Source organism: Thiorhodococcus minor, assembly GCF_010820565.1.
Lineage (GTDB): Bacteria > Pseudomonadota > Gammaproteobacteria > Chromatiales > Chromatiaceae > Thiorhodococcus > Thiorhodococcus minor.
On record NZ_JAAIJQ010000073.1, the window covers coordinates 1 to 15,273 of the forward strand.

At 64.3% G+C, this 15,273-nt stretch carries 15 protein-coding genes and 1 pseudogene; 3 read left to right on the forward strand and 13 right to left on the reverse strand.

The window, feature by feature from the left end; all coding sequences use genetic code 11:
• Positions 1-539: 539 nt before the first annotated feature.
• Together G3446_RS19600 and G3446_RS19605 are read right to left on the reverse strand one after the other, a co-directional pair.
• Positions 540-1,499: pseudogene (locus G3446_RS19600) on the reverse strand (ISAs1 family transposase); the annotation flags it as partial.
• An 83-nt stretch (positions 1,500-1,582) separates the two neighbouring features.
• On the reverse strand, positions 1,583-1,729 hold the full coding sequence (locus G3446_RS19605; protein WP_164454586.1) for a hypothetical protein: 147 nt from the start codon (positions 1,727-1,729) through the stop codon (positions 1,583-1,585).
• A gap of 354 nt (positions 1,730-2,083) precedes the next feature.
• Between G3446_RS19605 and G3446_RS19610 the strand changes: the two genes are divergently transcribed.
• The gene (locus G3446_RS19610) at positions 2,084-2,308 is read left to right on the forward strand and encodes a hypothetical protein (RefSeq protein WP_164454589.1); all 225 of its coding nucleotides are present in this window, start codon (positions 2,084-2,086) and stop codon (positions 2,306-2,308) included.
• Between the two features lie 229 nt (positions 2,309-2,537).
• Here G3446_RS19610 and G3446_RS19615 read toward each other — a convergent pair whose 3' ends face one another.
• On the reverse strand, positions 2,538-2,750 hold the full coding sequence (locus G3446_RS19615) for a hypothetical protein (protein WP_164454591.1): 213 nt from the start codon (positions 2,748-2,750) through the stop codon (positions 2,538-2,540).
• 497 nt (positions 2,751-3,247) lie between these two features.
• A complete protein-coding gene (locus G3446_RS19620) occupies positions 3,248-3,793 on the reverse strand; it encodes a hypothetical protein (protein WP_164454593.1) in 546 nt (181 codons plus the stop codon).
• 392 nt (positions 3,794-4,185) lie between these two features.
• Here G3446_RS19620 and G3446_RS19625 point away from each other — a divergent pair, with 392 nt between their 5' ends.
• On the forward strand, positions 4,186-4,761 hold the full coding sequence (locus G3446_RS19625) for a hemerythrin domain-containing protein (protein ID WP_280818855.1): 576 nt from the start codon (positions 4,186-4,188) through the stop codon (positions 4,759-4,761).
• Here G3446_RS19625 and G3446_RS19630 read toward each other — a convergent pair.
• From G3446_RS19630 to phnC, 8 genes are all read right to left on the reverse strand, one after another.
• Complete coding sequence (locus G3446_RS19630) at positions 4,711-6,120, reverse strand: cyclic nucleotide-binding domain-containing protein (RefSeq protein ID WP_164454595.1); 1,410 nt, start codon at positions 6,118-6,120, stop codon at positions 4,711-4,713. The two genes, G3446_RS19625 and G3446_RS19630, sit on opposite strands and share 51 nt — an antisense overlap.
• Positions 6,117-6,542, reverse strand: coding sequence for a ZIP family metal transporter (locus G3446_RS19635; protein ID WP_164454597.1), 426 nt, complete (start codon positions 6,540-6,542; stop codon positions 6,117-6,119). The genes G3446_RS19630 and G3446_RS19635 overlap by 4 nt, the downstream gene beginning before the upstream one ends.
• A 203-nt stretch (positions 6,543-6,745) precedes the next feature.
• Entirely contained in the window at positions 6,746-7,666 is a 921-nt protein-coding gene (gene ppk2, locus G3446_RS19640; protein WP_164454599.1) for a polyphosphate kinase 2, read from the reverse strand.
• A 296-nt stretch (positions 7,667-7,962) separates the two neighbouring features.
• Positions 7,963-8,904: a LysR family transcriptional regulator gene (locus tag G3446_RS19645; RefSeq protein ID WP_164454601.1), complete on the reverse strand. Its 942-nt coding sequence runs from the start codon at positions 8,902-8,904 to the stop codon at positions 7,963-7,965.
• Entirely contained in the window at positions 8,901-9,911 is a 1,011-nt protein-coding gene (locus tag G3446_RS19650) for a phosphonate dehydrogenase (protein ID WP_164454603.1), read from the reverse strand. Before G3446_RS19650 ends, G3446_RS19645 begins: the two co-directional genes overlap by 4 nt.
• Before the next feature lie 13 nt (positions 9,912-9,924).
• A complete protein-coding gene (phnE, locus tag G3446_RS19655; RefSeq protein WP_164454604.1) occupies positions 9,925-10,722 on the reverse strand; it encodes a phosphonate ABC transporter, permease protein PhnE in 798 nt (265 codons plus the stop codon).
• Positions 10,723-10,828: 106 nt separating this feature from the next.
• Positions 10,829-11,686 carry a phosphate/phosphite/phosphonate ABC transporter substrate-binding protein gene (phnD, locus tag G3446_RS19660; RefSeq protein WP_164454606.1) on the reverse strand — a complete coding sequence of 286 codons (858 nt, stop codon included), beginning with the start codon at positions 11,684-11,686 and terminating at the stop codon, positions 10,829-10,831.
• A complete protein-coding gene (gene phnC, locus G3446_RS19665) occupies positions 11,683-12,489 on the reverse strand; it encodes a phosphonate ABC transporter ATP-binding protein (protein ID WP_164454608.1) in 807 nt (268 codons plus the stop codon). The genes phnD and phnC overlap by 4 nt, the downstream gene beginning before the upstream one ends.
• Before the next feature lie 541 nt (positions 12,490-13,030).
• Here phnC and G3446_RS19670 point away from each other — a divergent pair.
• The gene (locus tag G3446_RS19670; protein WP_164454609.1) at positions 13,031-13,834 is read left to right on the forward strand and encodes a hypothetical protein; all 804 of its coding nucleotides are present in this window, start codon (positions 13,031-13,033) and stop codon (positions 13,832-13,834) included.
• A gap of 75 nt (positions 13,835-13,909) precedes the next feature.
• Here the strand turns inward: G3446_RS19670 and G3446_RS28195 are convergent, their stop codons facing one another.
• Positions 13,910-15,253: a reverse transcriptase domain-containing protein gene (locus tag G3446_RS28195; RefSeq protein ID WP_164454610.1), complete on the reverse strand. Its 1,344-nt coding sequence runs from the start codon at positions 15,251-15,253 to the stop codon at positions 13,910-13,912.
• Positions 15,254-15,273 lie beyond the last annotated feature (20 nt).

The window sequence follows — 15,273 nt, forward strand, 5'->3', positions numbered from 1 at the left end:
TTCTCGGCGAAACGCTCCAACAGCGAGGTCAGCACAGCGATCAACGTCCGGTCGTTAACAAAGGGGCCGGACTATACCGCGCTTGGCGCCAGATGCCGAGGGCGGGTGCCGCAGCGATCGAGGTGTCCAGCCTGCCGGGATCGCCAGGCATGCACTTTATGTGACCTTGAAAGCCATGCGCGAACGACAGGGAACGCTGTGTTTCCCTGTACTGCCGTCTCGATGTTCAGCGCGACCGAGCAGAATCGGCCGGTTCCAGGCTGCCTCTTCAACGAAGCCAGCTGACGGCTCCCGGCCCCCAGCTCCCGCTGGCCGCTGTGAATTGAGTTTCCAGCTTCTGGCGTTCGCAGTCCTCCGTTTCTCATGAACCTCGGTGACCGCAATGCAACGTTCGGGCTGCGCCGATGCGGACTCCCTGAATGACCGGTCATGGGGCTCTGCGGGCTCAGAGCAGTCAATCCAAAGTGACTGCTTCTTGTATCAGCCGCTGACCGGATCTCCGACCATGCTTCTGTTTCCCCTTCCTGTGATGAGGAACCGTCCTCGTTGAAGGAGACATCCAGGCTCCAATGCAGCTGATTCTCGACGCCCCAGTGCCCACGCACCGCCTGTGCAAAGGTTTCGACGTCGGTGCCGATGCTGCCGATAGAGAAGCGCGTCTCGCGCGTGGTCTTGCCGGTGAGCGCGCGCTCGGACTCCACCATCCCGATCATGTTCATGCCCTCCCGCAGGGCGCTGCGCGGCACGCCCGAGAGGTCGCCGAGGGTGCGGTAGCGACGGGTCTCCTCACGCCGCCCATGCCCCTGCTCGGTCGTCTCCAGGACCTCCGAGGCGACGTCAGCGTACTCACGCGCATCTGCCTCGATGAAGGCCTCCTCGACCTCGGCGGCCAAGGTGCTCTGGCTGCCCTTGAGTGCCAGAACGTAGTCCCCTCCTTGTGCCACAATCTGCTCGGCGATCGCACTCTGACAGCCCATAGCATCGATGGTGACAATGCACCCGCTCAGGTGCAGCAGCTCTAAGACCTGCGGGATGGCCGTGATCTCGTTGGACTTCGCATCCGTCGCCACTTGCCCGAGCACCACCCGATTGGCCGTCGCCCAGGTACTGACAAGGTGCAGCGCCGCCAGCCCCTTGCCGCGATCATGCGAGCGGCGCAGCGTCTTGCCATCGACGGCGATGACTTCCCCCGGAATGACCTCCCGGATCGCCTCGACCCAGTCGCGAAAGCACGCCTCGAACGCCTCGGGCCGCAGCAGGCTGAACACCCGTCCAAAGGTATCGTGGGCGGGGATCCCGTCCGGCAGCTCCAGAACCTGGCTCAGCCAGGCCCGTCTCGCGCGCCCAAGCTCGGCGATTTGCACCCGGCCATCGGCCCCGCAGAGGGTGCCGGCGATGGTAATCACGATCATGTCGAGCAGCTTGTGACGCCGCTTGAGCGCGCAGCGCGGATCCTCCAGCGGGGCAAAATGCGTCATCAGCGAGCGGTCCAGGGTCATCTCAGGCATCGGCGGCAGCACATCATCAGCAAATACGGGCGACGAATCTTACCGACCCTATCGATATTATCCAGTAGTAATCGCTAATATTTTGATGCGATTGCCCTGCAGCGGTAGTCCGGGTCGAGGCCGATGACCCAAAGATCCCCGCGAATCAGGTTGAAAAACGTCAGCACCAGCTTCGAGCCGCCCGCGTCCACCTCAGTCTCCAGCCACTTGCTGACCGACATCGTCGGAGCTGATGGATCAAGCACTGAGCTTGTCCGTTATTCTGGGGCACTGATTGGATGGCGAGTGCGCCATGCCGACGATCTGCTCGATCACTTCGAGACCCGGTGGCAGGAGTTCCTGCATGCCAAGCATCCATGGTGGCGCGGCCATGGCCGTGACGCGAAGTCGGCCTGAGCAGGCGGGCGGTATTGTGTTGCATCGATGCGATTCATCCGCGCGCACGCTGCCGTGGATCGCCCTTCGGCAGGGAATGGTCCGCTCAAGACGAGTGAGCGGACGGATGTACAGCGTGATTTCGGATGTGCTGACTGTGCGAGGGCTTGTCGGCGGTGCTGTTGCCCCGGAGAAATGTCATGAAGGATGGAGGCGCGGCGCTGAGCCGCTGGGAAGACCTCGATGTGGACGCACAAATAGACCTCCGGATTGCGTTCGGGTATTACCTCGACGGCCTGCCGCCAACCTGCTCGCTTGAAGCAAAAGTCGAGCGATTTCATCGCTGGCTATTGGCCCGTGGCGTTGCCTATCAGGATCCGAATCTTGAGAGCTCGGCTGGCGTTGCGAGAAGTCGTGGCGGGTGAGTCAGATCCGCACCGGTGTTGGATCTCGTCGACTGGCGTATCGATGCCATCCGCAGCGACCTGGATCTCTTCAGAGACGTCGTCATCTGGCGGAGGGGAATGTTGCGAGCGCTCAGAGACGGGCAGCGTGATGGCGAATGAGCCGCCTTATCATGCCGCTCCGTAACATTCTCCGCTCGCGCTTAGCTGCCCAATCGCATGGGCGCACGCAACGCGGGCTCGGATCCGCCTAGGGATGCCTGGCACTGAGTGACTTTTGCTCGGCGATGGTTCGGGCATCGCTGATCGCTTCCATTGGCGGACGCGGCCAAATGCCATCTTTGCGAAGCGGGTTGACGCCAAATCCGGGTCGATCGTCAGCCGGCTCAAGCGATCCATCTGGCTTGACCAGGAAGAGCCCGCCCGCGCCAGCGGAATCGGAACGCACGATGATCCGGGCCACGAGCGCCTCCTCACCGAAATCCAGCTGATAGATGTAGGTGTGTCCCTTTTGTCTGAGTATGTATGCCATGTGAGTCCCCTCCGGAAGCGAAAATCGGTTGCCTTTCGCGGCATGCTAACCGGCTCGCGTGGTCCCTCATCCTGCCGAAGTCGTTGCGGCGTCGAATGGCTTGAGCGCACCTGTTGTTCAGATCCGGCTGCCGTATAGCGGATGCCTCCACAGAAACTCTAGTCGACGATTCTGGTAAGAATCTTGATTCTCTTCACGATCTGCGTCGGCGCAGCGCAGTTGGCTCGGGCGTCCTTGGTCCGGACAGCTTTGAGTTAGGCGCACTGGACTTCGCAGGCGGGGCGCATCGGGAACAGGGTCAGCCGGGTGGTGGCGAAGCGTCAATCGCCCTAGGTGGCCGCTCACTGGAAGCTGCCGGAGTAGCTCGCGCTCGCCATGTGCTATCACCACAGTCCTGGCGATCTGGACGCCCCCGATGTTCGCACCAATCAGCTGATCGCCGTCGCCAAGGCCAGCGCGTTGTAGACGTCGCTCGGGCGTTTCGACTTGAGGTGGGCGACATGCGCCGAGATGGCTGCGCTCGCGGGCCGCGGACGAATCTGGAAATGCAGCAGGGGGCGGGAGAACCGGTCGATGCGAACCGCAATGTCCGCGCTCTGGGGATCGTCGCCGCGGCTCTCGAGCCTGAGCTTCTCCGGGAACTGCGCGATCCAGGTTGGCTCGCTGGCGAGCAGATCTTCGCGAACGGCGGCTGCGCAGACGATTCCCTGGCCCGTCTGACCTTCCGGTGTCAACAGCCGATAGGGCGGCGCCAGTCCCGCTTCGGTAAAGGCGTCTTCCAGCGCCTGGCGATGCCAGAGCTCCTGGAAGCCCCAGACATCGACGTCGAGCTGGCGAAGAACTGCGCCGAGCCAGCGCACCTTGCGCTCGTACAGCTGATCATCCCAGCCGTCGGGATCTCGGTACATGCGCAGGCCGGGCCGGTTCAAGTTGTAGGGATTGCAGGTGGCGATCGAGAAATGCGTCCGGGCCATGCTTGCCTCTCGGAACTGGCGCCCTTGTCTCGATCACGCGACCGAAGATCTGGGCAAATGGCGTACCTGTATGGGCTCCGGGGAGTGAGCATGCGCTCAAGAGATTGCGAAAGAATGACGGCAAGACTAAGCGCGCCGCGCGTTTGGCTGCGGGCGGAATTCACGGCTTCGTCATCAACACCGCGATGTTCGAGGACTATGCTTGGGCTACGGCGTAAGGCAGGGTCCGCCCCCCAACATCGCAAGGATGTCTCTTCGGGATCGCGACTAGAGTGAGGCCAGCGACATCGGTCGACTGGCCCAAGTCCTCAGAGGGAGTGGCATCAAGGCGCTTAGCGCGCCGAATCAGGCCGATGCGCGCGCGCCATGGCTCGCGCCGAGAAGGTGATGCAATGCCAAAGTCAACGACATGGCGTCAGGAATGGTCCTTGGGCGTCCCTGCTCTGGATGCTGAGCATTGTGCACTCTTGGCCCAATTGGACCAGATTGCGCGCCGCTACTCACCGGACACCTCTGCTGATCGCAAGGATGCCGAGCCGGCACTGATTTGTGCGCTGACCGATCTCGGTGAGGCCGTTCGGTCACACTTTCGACGCACGACGGAGCGCATGGCCGCCATCGGCTACGACGGTATCGAGCGGTGCCATGCCGAGAACGCACTCCTGATGGCCGAGTACGCCGAACTGCTCCGTGCCTGGCGCTCCCAAAGGCAGCACGTTCTGGACGAGACCATGCACCGGGTCCTCCGGGAATGGCTGCTCGCCCACATCTTCGGGGTCGATCGGGCCTTCGTGGATGCTTACGTAACCGCTTCTTGTCCGCTGGGACGGCGCGCAGAGGAGCCGTCGCGACCGCAATTGCACCGCCTTGAGCGGAGCAGGGGAGAGAGCCGCGAAAGCGACTGGTTTCCCCGCGGATCAGAGTGTGTCGAAGAAGATCGCGATGAGAAAGCCGGCCAGGGTGGATAGGCCGACCACTCCGCCGCCCTTGTGGAAGGCCTCCGGCAGCATGGTTTCGGCGACCATCGTCAACATCGCGCCGGCCGCGACCCCCTCAATGAGTGCGAACAGCTCAGCTGACGCGCTGACCAGCAGGTTTGCACCCAGCGCGGCGCCGAGACCTGTCATGACCATCAGGCTGGTCCACATCACGAGAATACGCGACACCCGCAGACCTTGATCGCGCATCCCGGCGGCGCTCGAGAGCGCCTCTGGCAGATTTGCCAGAAGAAGGCCGCTCAACAGGGACAGACTGATGCCGCCAGTGTTGAGTACGTTGGCACCGATCACGAAGGACTCGGGAATGCCATCCAGCGCCATCCCCAGATACATGGCGATCGCTGCGCCCTTGTGCGCTGTCACCTGACGCGTCATCTCGGAGACTGAGGGAAGAATACGGCCGCCAGCAACGCTTCTCGCCGCCTGATCGACCCAGGCCGCGGCGCGCTTGGCGTCCACATGATGTCGCTCGGTCAGGTAGGCCGTGACACGGGTTCGTTTCAGATATTCCGCCAAGCGCTCACGCAGCTCGCCCGAACGCTCTAAGAGCGCATCAAAATCGCTTCGCCGCAGCTCCGAGACCTCCGTTTCATCATGACTGACTGCGGTGACCGCATGCACGCCGCTGGTAAAGAAGGAGTAGCCGCCGAAGGACTCGCCAGCATCGACCACGATGGCCCCATTCGCGCGTTGGTCGGGATCGATGAGATAGACAGTGCCGCGGCGCAACAGGTAGAGGCGATCCGCGGGCTGGCCGTGATGGAAGAAGTTGTAGCCTGGTGGAAGGGTCTTGTGCACCAGTCGCGATGCGATGGCCTTCAGCGTCTCTTCTGACAGACCGGAAAAGAAGGCGACACGCGCCTCGTCGCGCATCAGCTGCAGGGGCTCCTCGGCAATCTCTGGCGTCTGCATCGGCGGGTCGTAGGCGCCGGTTTGCGCAAGCTCCTCGAGTGCCTGGCTGCGCCAAGCCGTGATGGCCTCTCGTGCCAGACCGTGGCGCTCGATCAGATAGCGCTCGGTCTCCGCGTCCTGCAGATGGCCAGCCATGAGTGCACGCAGCTCGGGCTGCGTCACCATGAGGTCCATGAAGGCACCCCGTGGGATGGTGAGCAGCTTCACATCCGTTGCCGTATGGGCTTCGGTCGCCCGGCGCAGCCCGGTGATGAAGCTCATCCGTCCGAAGGCGTCATTGGGGCCGAGCCGCTCGAACACGCGACCGCCCTGGCTCGGCTCGGTGAGCTCGACCTGTCCGGAGAGAATGATGTAGAGATGGCCGGCCGGGTCGTCGGCACGATAGAGACAGGTCCCTTCTGGCAGCTCACGAATCACGACGATGGACGACAGCAGGTCCAGTGCATCTCTGACAGGTCGCCGAGCGGCCGCGCGCGGCGCATGTCCGCGAGGACGCGCTTCAAGCGCCGACGGGCCTGGTTGCGCCAGTAGGTGAGCGCCGTGGATGGCTTGCGCAAATAGCCGCCTTGCCTGTTTACGAGCCAGTCGAGCAGCTTGAAGAGTGCGCCTCCGACGATGGCGCCCAGGGCGAGGTCTCCGAAGTGCCCATGGTCGACACCCGGGGCGATCAGATCGATCGTTAGCGCTGCCAGCAACGCCCCACCGCCGAAGGCGAGCAGGATCGCCATGATGCGGTCCGGGGGCCGCCAGGCGACGCCGGCGAGCGCTCCGAGCGGGAGCGTCGCCGCGCTCAGAAGGCCGAAGAAGAGGGCGGAGAGGCTGACAGATTCGAATGGCATCTGTTACGTCCGAGGCAAGGTCCCACCAAGATGGATCCGCACGGGCATCCCGCTCTTAGGGCATTGATGCGATCGCTTCCCGACCAGGACGCGCCGCGTTCGCATGCGTCACGATTGCTGACCGGAGGAGCGTCATCATCGAGCTGGCGCGTGTCGCTACCTTCGTGATGCGAAGGTGAGCCGTCGCATCGAGTCTTCGGACGTCAGTAGCGTTTGGGCACATGCAGCTCCGGCGGCAGGGTCTCGCGCTCGTAGTCCGGATTGAAGATGCGGTCGGGCAGGCCGATGGGCTCGTGGGACACCTCCTCGTAGGGGATCTGATCGAGGAGGTGGTGGATGCAGTTGAGCCGGGCGCGCTTCTTGTCGTTGGCCTCGACGATGAACCAGGGGGCTTCCGGGGTGTTGGTTCGGGCCAAGGTCTCCTCCTTGGCCTTGGTGTAGGCCTCCCAGCGCACGCGGGACTGGAGGTCCATGGGGCTGAGCTTCCATTGCTTGAGCGGGTCGTGGATGCGCATGAGAAAGCGCAGCTGCTGCTCCTCGTCCGTGATGGAGAACCAGTACTTGATCAGCCGGATGCCGGAGCGGACCAGCATGCGCTCGAACTCTGGAACGTCTTGGAAGAACTGCTCGACCTGATCGGGGCTCGCGAAGCCCATGACGCGCTCGACGCCGGATCTGTTGTACCAGGAGCGGTCGAAGAGGACGATCTCCCCGCCCGCGGGCAGATGCGGCACGTAGCGCTGGAAGTACCACTGGGTGCGCTCGCGCTCGCTCGGCTTGCTCAGTGCGATCACGCGGCAGACGCGTGGATTGAGCCGCTGCGTAATGCGCTTGATGACGCCGCCCTTGCCGGCCGCGTCGCGGCCCTCGAAGATCACCGCGATCTTCTCGCCGGTGTGCTCCACCCAGTCCTGCAGCTTGATCAGCTCGGCCTGCAGGGTCAGCAGGGCCTCGAAATAGGCGCGGCGGTCGAGTGTATCCGGGTGCCTGCGCTTGTAGATCTTGCGCAGCTCCATGGAGAGTGCGGGCTCTGAGATCTCCAGCTCGTAGTCTTCATCCAGTGCGTCCTCGAGCTCGGCCCTGAGCCAGTCCATGCCCTCGAATTGACCATCGTCGGTACTCATCTGCGTGCTCCGGTTAGGTTAGAAGCTTTCTGCCCGCGCAGGACGGGCCGCTGACCAATCGTCAGTGCCAGTTCGCATAGGCTGCGGAACTGTACCGTCCGTCTGCTCTCCGATGACATCAATATGTCGGCCTCGGCCCTTCAGGCAGACTTTCCGGGCGTTGGCGCCTGGTCGTGAATGTGCGCTCACCGGCGCGGCCTGATCCACGCCTTTCTCAACCTGGAAGACTTGGTGCCAGAGCGTTGCGAGAAGGCATACCAAGCGATCGGGAAAGCGCTTACGGCCGCGGACGCAGCTCAAGGCTCGCCTCGGATCGGCGAGAGCGATTGATCTGGCGCTCGCTCGCAAGCTCGATGCTTCGGCCGAAGAGCCGAGCTGGGGGAGGACATCAGAAATCGCACGAAGCGCCGCGCCGGGCAGTTCTCGAGCAAGGTCTCGCGGTAGGCCAAATGAAGCCGCTTCTTCAGCTCCAGATCGCGAATGCGCGTGGCGCACATACGGCCGTCACGAAGCTCGTGCTCGACCGCTGATGCGAGCACGATGGAGACGCCGAGTCCCGCCTGCACGGCGCGCTTGACGGCCTCGGTGCTGCCGAGGCTGGCCGCCAAGCTCAGGCTCGCGGAGACCGCCGCGAGCTCGGTTTGAATGATGCGCCACGTCCCGCTGCCGGGCTCGCCACCTAAGAGGGCGCAGCCGCGCAGCTCCTCGCGGTCGATCGAGCTGCGGCCGCACCAGGGGTGCCCGGGCGGCGCGATGAGCAGCAGCTCTTCTTCGCGCCAGAGGTGCGCGGTGAAGCCGGGTCGGTCGTCCCACCACTCCATGAGCGCGACGTCCAGCTCGGCGTTGCTGAGGCGATCTGCAATGACCGGATTGGTGCCGATCGACAGCTCCACCCTTTCTGTGGGATGGCGGTCAAGGTACTGACGCAGCAACGGCTGCAGGAGATAGACGCCGATGTTCGACGACGCCCCCAAGTAGAGCGCGTTGGACTTGAAGAGGGCCTGGGCGCGCGCCGCTGCCCTGAGCAGGCTCTCCGCATGGGGAATGAGTGCCAGTCCGGCCTGCGTCGGCCGACAGCCGTTGTTCCTGCGCTGGATGAGACTCCCGCCGAGCTCGGCCTCCAGGTGGCCGAGATGCTGCGACAATGCCGGCTGCGAGATGCCGAGCTGCGCGGCGGCCTTGCGGAAACTGCCACAGCGCACAATCGCGAGGAAGCTCTCGATGTGCTTGAGGTTCATCGGCCAGTCTTGCGCACCGCTGTGTTGATGGCGCCACGCGGGCGTTTGCCCGCGAGTGCCTCGAGGATGTTGTGTGCGGCCTCGAGCGCGATGTCCCGTCGCACGCGATCGACCGCGGACCCGAGGTGCGGCGTGAAGACGGTTCGCGGGTGATCGAGCAGGGTGGGTGGAATTTCGCGGGGACGGTCCTCACGCGCCCAGTCCTCCAGCTCGAAGACGTCCGCGGCATAGCCCCCCAACCGCCCCTTTGTCAGCGCTTCGGCGACTGCCCGCTCATCGATGATCGAGCCACGACAGGCATTGACGAGCAGGGCGCCCGGCTTGACCAGCGCCAGCCGCTGCGCGTCGAGCAGATGCAAGGTGTCCGCGGTCATGGGGACCATGGGGACAATGTAATCACTCTGCTCCAGTAGGCTGTGCAGATCGACGGGGCGCGCCTCCCAGCGGGCTTGCAGCTCGGGCGCGAGCTCGGTGGTGTCGGTGTAGAGGATCCGGGTCCCGAACCCACTCAGCCGGGCCGCGACCGCCCGTCCAACCGCACCCATGCCGATGATCCCCACGGTCGCGCCCGCCAGGCCCGTGCCGTAGAGCTGCGGGCGCCATCCTGCGAAGCCGCCCCTGCGTACGTGGCGATCGCCCTCGAGCATCCTCCGGCCCAGCGCGAGCATCAGCCCGATCGTAAGCTCTGCCGTTGGGACCGTGAGGAGATCGGGCACGATCGTGAGCCAGACACCGCGCGCGGTGCAGGCATCGACATCCAGGTTGTCATAGCCCTTGAGCGCGGCACCGACCACGCGCAGGCGGGGGCAGTCATCGAGGAACTCGGCATCGATGCGGTCGGGCATGAAGACCATGATGGCGTCCACGTCGCGCGCGCGCTCCCGAACCTCGGAGGGCAGCCAGGGGACGCGATTCGGGTTGGCGATGACCTCGCAGTCGCGCTCGAGGAGGTCGGTCACCTCTGGGTGGACCCACTGCGTCACCAGGACGCGCGGTTGGCGTATCATCGACTCCTTGGACTCATTTGAAGTGACTCCGCAGCCATGCGCTCAGCCCGTCGACCAGGGTGACCATGACCAGAATGACGATCAGCAAGGCCGAGACCTCCTGGTACTGCATGATCCTGAGCGAGCCCATGAGCTCGAATCCGATGCCGCCGGCGCCGACCATCCCCATGACCGTCGAGGCGCGGAAGTTGTACTCCCAGCGGTAAATGGAGACGTCCGCCATTTGCGGCAGGACCTGGGGCAGGATGCCATGCAGGATGACCTGCAGCTCGTTGGCACCGGCGGCGCGCGCGGCCTCGACCGGCGCCTCGTCGACGTGCTCGATCGACTCGGCGAAGAACTTGCCCACCATGCCGACCGAATGCAGTCCAAGGGCTAGGACGCCGGGTAGGGCACCGAAACCGACGGCGGCGACGAAGATGATCCCCATGATCAGCTCGGGGATCGCCCGAAGCGCGTTCAGCAGGGTTCGTGCGGCCTGATACACAATCGCATTGGATGCGGTGTTGCGGGCGGCGAAAAAGGCCAGCGGCGCCGAAAAGAGCACGGCGAGCGCGGTTCCGGCGACGCTCATCGCGACCGTGTCGACGAGCGGCCCGACCCAATCCGCTGCGTTCCGGAAATCGGGAGGGAGCATCTCGCCGATCAGCCCGAGCATGCTCGGAACGCCTTCGGCGAGCCGCTCACCATCGAACAGATCGGCGTAGTAGGCACAGATGCACACGACGACGGTGATGCCGGCCAGCAGGACGAGGCTGCGCTGGTAGCGCCGTTTCTGGTGAGCGAGGATATCTTGATAGTCAGCGGACATGGGGCTCTGGGTCAGGTCCTGTGCGGGAGCAGTGTCCCGACAGCGTGGGTTTGCGCCATTGCTCGCTCAGCCGGCACGCGCCGATGAGCGGCGCGTGCCCTGGTCATCAGAGCTTGGCGAAGTCGAGGCTCAAGATCTGACCGAGCTCGCGTACCGGGTCATAATCGCTGTCGGCGATGGGCTCGAAGGCATCCGCCTTGAAGGGACCGAGGACCTGCGGGTCATCGAGCTGATAGAAGGCCTCGCGGATACGCTCCTTGAGCGCGGGGTCCAGGCTCGAGCGCATGGTCCAGGGATACTGCGGAAAGGGCTTGGACTCGGCGATGACGACGACCTTGCTGCCGTCCACTACGCCGCGCTCGACCAGGGACGTGAAGATGGGCTTGCTCAGACCGCCGGCCTGGGCACGGCCGTTCATCACGGCCATGGCGACCGCGTCATGCGCACCTACGAAGTGCTCGCTGTAATCGGCATCCTGCGTGAGCCCATGCTCGGCGAGCATGGATTTGGGGATGAGATGGCTGGAGGTGGAGGCGACGTCGCCGAAGACGACGTCTTTGCCTTCGACCGCTTCATAGCTGTCGACCCCGGCCTCGGCGTTGCCGATGAGGACCGCCTGGTAGGTCTTGCTTCCCTTCTTCACCAAGGCCGCGAAGGCCTCGATGTCACTCTTCTGCTTGGCAAGCACGTAGGAGAGGGGACCGAAATACCCGAGGTCGAGTCGGCCGTGACGCATGGCCTCGATCATGGAGGAGTAGTCCGTTGTGACCACCAGATCGATCTCCTTGCCGAGCTTGGTCTCCAGGTATTCCTTCAACGGCCCGTTGTTCTTGATGACGGTCGCGGCGTTCTCATCCGGCAGCAGGGCCACCTTGAGGGTATCCGGGTCTGGCTCGGGGCCGGCCTGGGCGATCTGGGTCAGCATGGCTGCGACGAGCGCGAGGCCGGTCAGAAAGGACTTCATGGCGATTCCTCCGTAGCGAGGTCGAGTGGACGAGCGGTGTAGGCGCGGTCCGTGCTGGGGCGACTCTCCGCCTGGCCCTGGCGATAGATGCGCTGCACGTCGATGTCGGCGAGCTCCTCGGCAGCCCCGTCATAGACGACGCGGCCGGCGGCGAGTCCGATGACGCGGTCCGCGAAGCGTCTCGCGAGATCGACCTGGTGCAGGCTGACGACGGCGGGGATGCCGTCTTCCGTGCAGATGCGACGGATCAGATCCAGTACCCGGGAGGCCGTGTGAGGGTCCAGGCTGGCCACAGGCTCGTCCGCCAGGATGATGGCGGGACGCTGGGCGATGGCGCGCGCGATGCCGACGCGCTGCTGCTGTCCGCCAGAGAGGTTCCCGACCCGCTCGAGCGCTTTGTCGAGGAGTCCAACCCGCTCCAGGGCCTCGAGCGCGACGCATTGATCCTCATGGGGCAGGGGAAAGAGACTGCGCCACGTCGAGTGAAAGCCGAGCCGCCCGGTCAATACGTTCCGCAGCGCAGTCAGACGCCCGATGAGCTGGTGCTGCTGAAAGATCATGCCGGTCCGACGCCGGTGCGCGAGGAGGTTCTCGCGGCGGCTCAAAGGGCCGAGGCCATCGATTCGAACGCTCCCAGAGGTGGGCCGGTTGAGATGGTTGAGGCACCTCAAAAGGGTCGACTTACCGGCCCCGGAGGCGCCGAGCAGGACCGTGGTCTCGCCGCGCCGGATCTCGAGGCTCGTCGGACTCAGGGCAGTGAGTCCACCCGGGTAGGTCACACTGAGATTCTCGAGTCGGATCACCCAGACCCCCCGGTTAGCGCTTATCAAGGTCGCCGCTCGATTCACGAGCCGAATTGCGGCCAAGTGTAGGGACGGAAGATGACCTGGCCTTTGCGCCAAGGTAACGAGGTTGTGAAGGTTGAGGGTGCTCGCCGAGAGATGGCGCAAGTGAGATGGGCTCCAGCCCGGGGATGCCTTTGGGCTGATGAGCGGGCGTGCCGCTTCGGATCGGCTTGATTGGGGGCGGGCGCGCCGATCGGCGATCGGCCTCTGGGTTGGCGGGCGCAGTCCTGTACCGGAGCGTCCCAAGCATTGGGCGCCGAATCTCGGGACGCCTGCCACCAAACAGACTCACTCGCCGTGAGGTCGATGCGGTCCGAGCGCCGCGCCGAGATGATGGCTAGAGCAGGCTAGAACGCGATAGGTGATGGCGGCTGCCGCATGCTGCTAGGCTATGTGTCAGCCACAACCCCAAGCCGAGGCCGGGGGCGAAAGTATTGGTCTGAGATTCGCCGGGCAGAGACGGAAGTCGGCAAGCCTCTGTCCTCGTAAGGAGGAGCCGATGGCGCTCTCCGAGCTCATCACAGCGGGCTCCGCGGTGGTCGTTAGCTACGATACCGGAGACCGTGCCGCGATTGCCTTGGCATCAGACTGGGACTCTGACCAGGACACCCACGGATATGTTCGTCTGGAGGTGCCGTGCACCTGCCTCAGTGTCGTGCGCACGACCGAGCAGCAGGGCTTGCCGAGGAAGCGCCTCGAGCGCGTGACCCGAGCCTCGCGGTTTCTGCAGCTTGTGAGATCCAACAGTGGCAGAGTCATGATCGTCACCCTGGATGATAAGGGCCGGCTGTTCGTCTCCAGGGAAGGGTACGACTCCCGGATCGAAGCCGAGGCACGCTTGAGAGGTCACCGTGGCCACTGGCCGGTCGTATGCCTGGACCAATTCTGCCGATTGCGCCCCGAGCCACCGCAGACCGACCCCTTCTCCAGCGCCCTCCCTGTGCCAGGCACACTAACGGTCACGATTGGTGCCAGCCTCTACGGCCTGTTCCTGAAACCCCGCGATCTCTACGATGGGCTGATCGTTGATTGGATCTTTTGGTACGCCGCTGGCGGTCTGTTCGTGAAGCATGTCCTGGAGCGACTCGAGATCGTGGATCACGGCGCCCAAGCCTATGGGCATCCCAGCGCTCGAGCCCCGTCCGACCAGCCGTCCGACTACCAAGTTTTCGAAAAGCTTCAGTCTGGTCAGACGCGTCCTGTCTTTCTCGGTGCGGACCTGAATGAGGCCCGCGACTTCGTACGGTCAAGCAGCGGCCTCTTTCTTCCGACCAAATCCATTGACCGAGTCGATACCCATTAGCCGCCCAGCGTCAATTCGGGTCTCGGGGATGGGTGCTGGATAGACTGCGCTCAAGACGAGCGGCGCAACAGCCTGTCACAGCCGGTCTTCGCTCGCTTCGTTTGACCAGTCGATCTCTTCCCAGAGACGTCGCAGTCGCGCGCCTCGCTCCGGGTTGACCTGAGACAGGTGCGCGATCCGGCCGAGCAAGTGGCCTCGGAAGTCCGGCAGCCCCTCGCGGTTTTGCTCTTTGGGCCCGTAGCGGATGCAATTGTGCAGCGTGGCTTTCAAGAGATCGTATTCCGGGCGCGGGAGATTCGGTCGCGCGTTGACCAGAATCCCGGTCAGTATTTGGCGTTGGGCACTCGTCATGAGTCGCGTCTTGCGCGTGTTGAGTGCAAAACCTTCCTCTAAGGCGATGCGGGCGACCAGGACGTGAAAGCGCTGAAAGCCGTGCCGCAGGGTCTCCGCCCCGGAGAACGCGAGATCGTCGGCGTAACTGGTGTAGCGAAGGCCGAGCCTTGCGGCGAGTCCCGTCAAGCGGCAATCCAGCCGATAGCAGCAGAGGTTTGCCAAAGCGGGCGAGGTCGGCGCGCCCTGTGGCAGGTGCGGTGAGGACAGCCGCTGGCGGCGCTCCCAAGGGATATCGAGACCGCTTCGGGTCCAGGCATCTCCTGAGACGCAGTGCGTGCAGAGTCCGCGAAGTACGCGTGCGACCGGCGCCGGATACCCGAGACACCGGAAGAGCGCAGTCACCCGTCGGACCGGCACGCTCTGAAAGAAGTCCTCGAGATCCATGCGCACGACAACGGCCTGACCCGTGTGGGCCTCAGCGTGGGTCAGACAGGACCGGCCCCTGCGAAAACCCTCGGCCGCCGGGTGCGGCTGCAAGGGATCGAGGATGTGCCGCAGGATGCGACGTTGAATGCGCTTGAGCCGCGGCTTGGGCATCTCGATCAAGCGCGGCGCTCGGCCTGCCCTAGGACGCCACTGGTAACGGTAGTGGCGCAACGGCTCACGCGTCTCGCGCGATTGCTGACACCAGCGGTCGCTGAGCCACTCCAGCTCGCCGGGACTGAGCCGCAGCCAGGCCGCCAGATCACCGATGGTCGGCAGCTGCGGAACCCTTGCCGCCAACGCGGCGGGCTGCGCCTCCATGACAGGCGCATCCAGTAGCCATCTGACCTGGGGGTGATGATCCGAGCCGCGCTCCAGACGCGCGACCAGCGTCGAATCCTGTCGCAGCCAATCCTCGAGGCGTTGCGCCTGTGGCGGATGGTGGTCGCCGAGGTCGCGAGTCAACCTGGCGGCGAGCTGACTCGCGGGCGCGTGCGTCCACTCCAGGGCGCGCTGGATACGATCGCTCAGATCAGGTCGTGCCCATCGTCCGGCGAGCAGCGATGCACTGAGCGTCCGAAGATCGCGTCGGAGACGACTCACCTGACCCTCCTCCGTCGGAC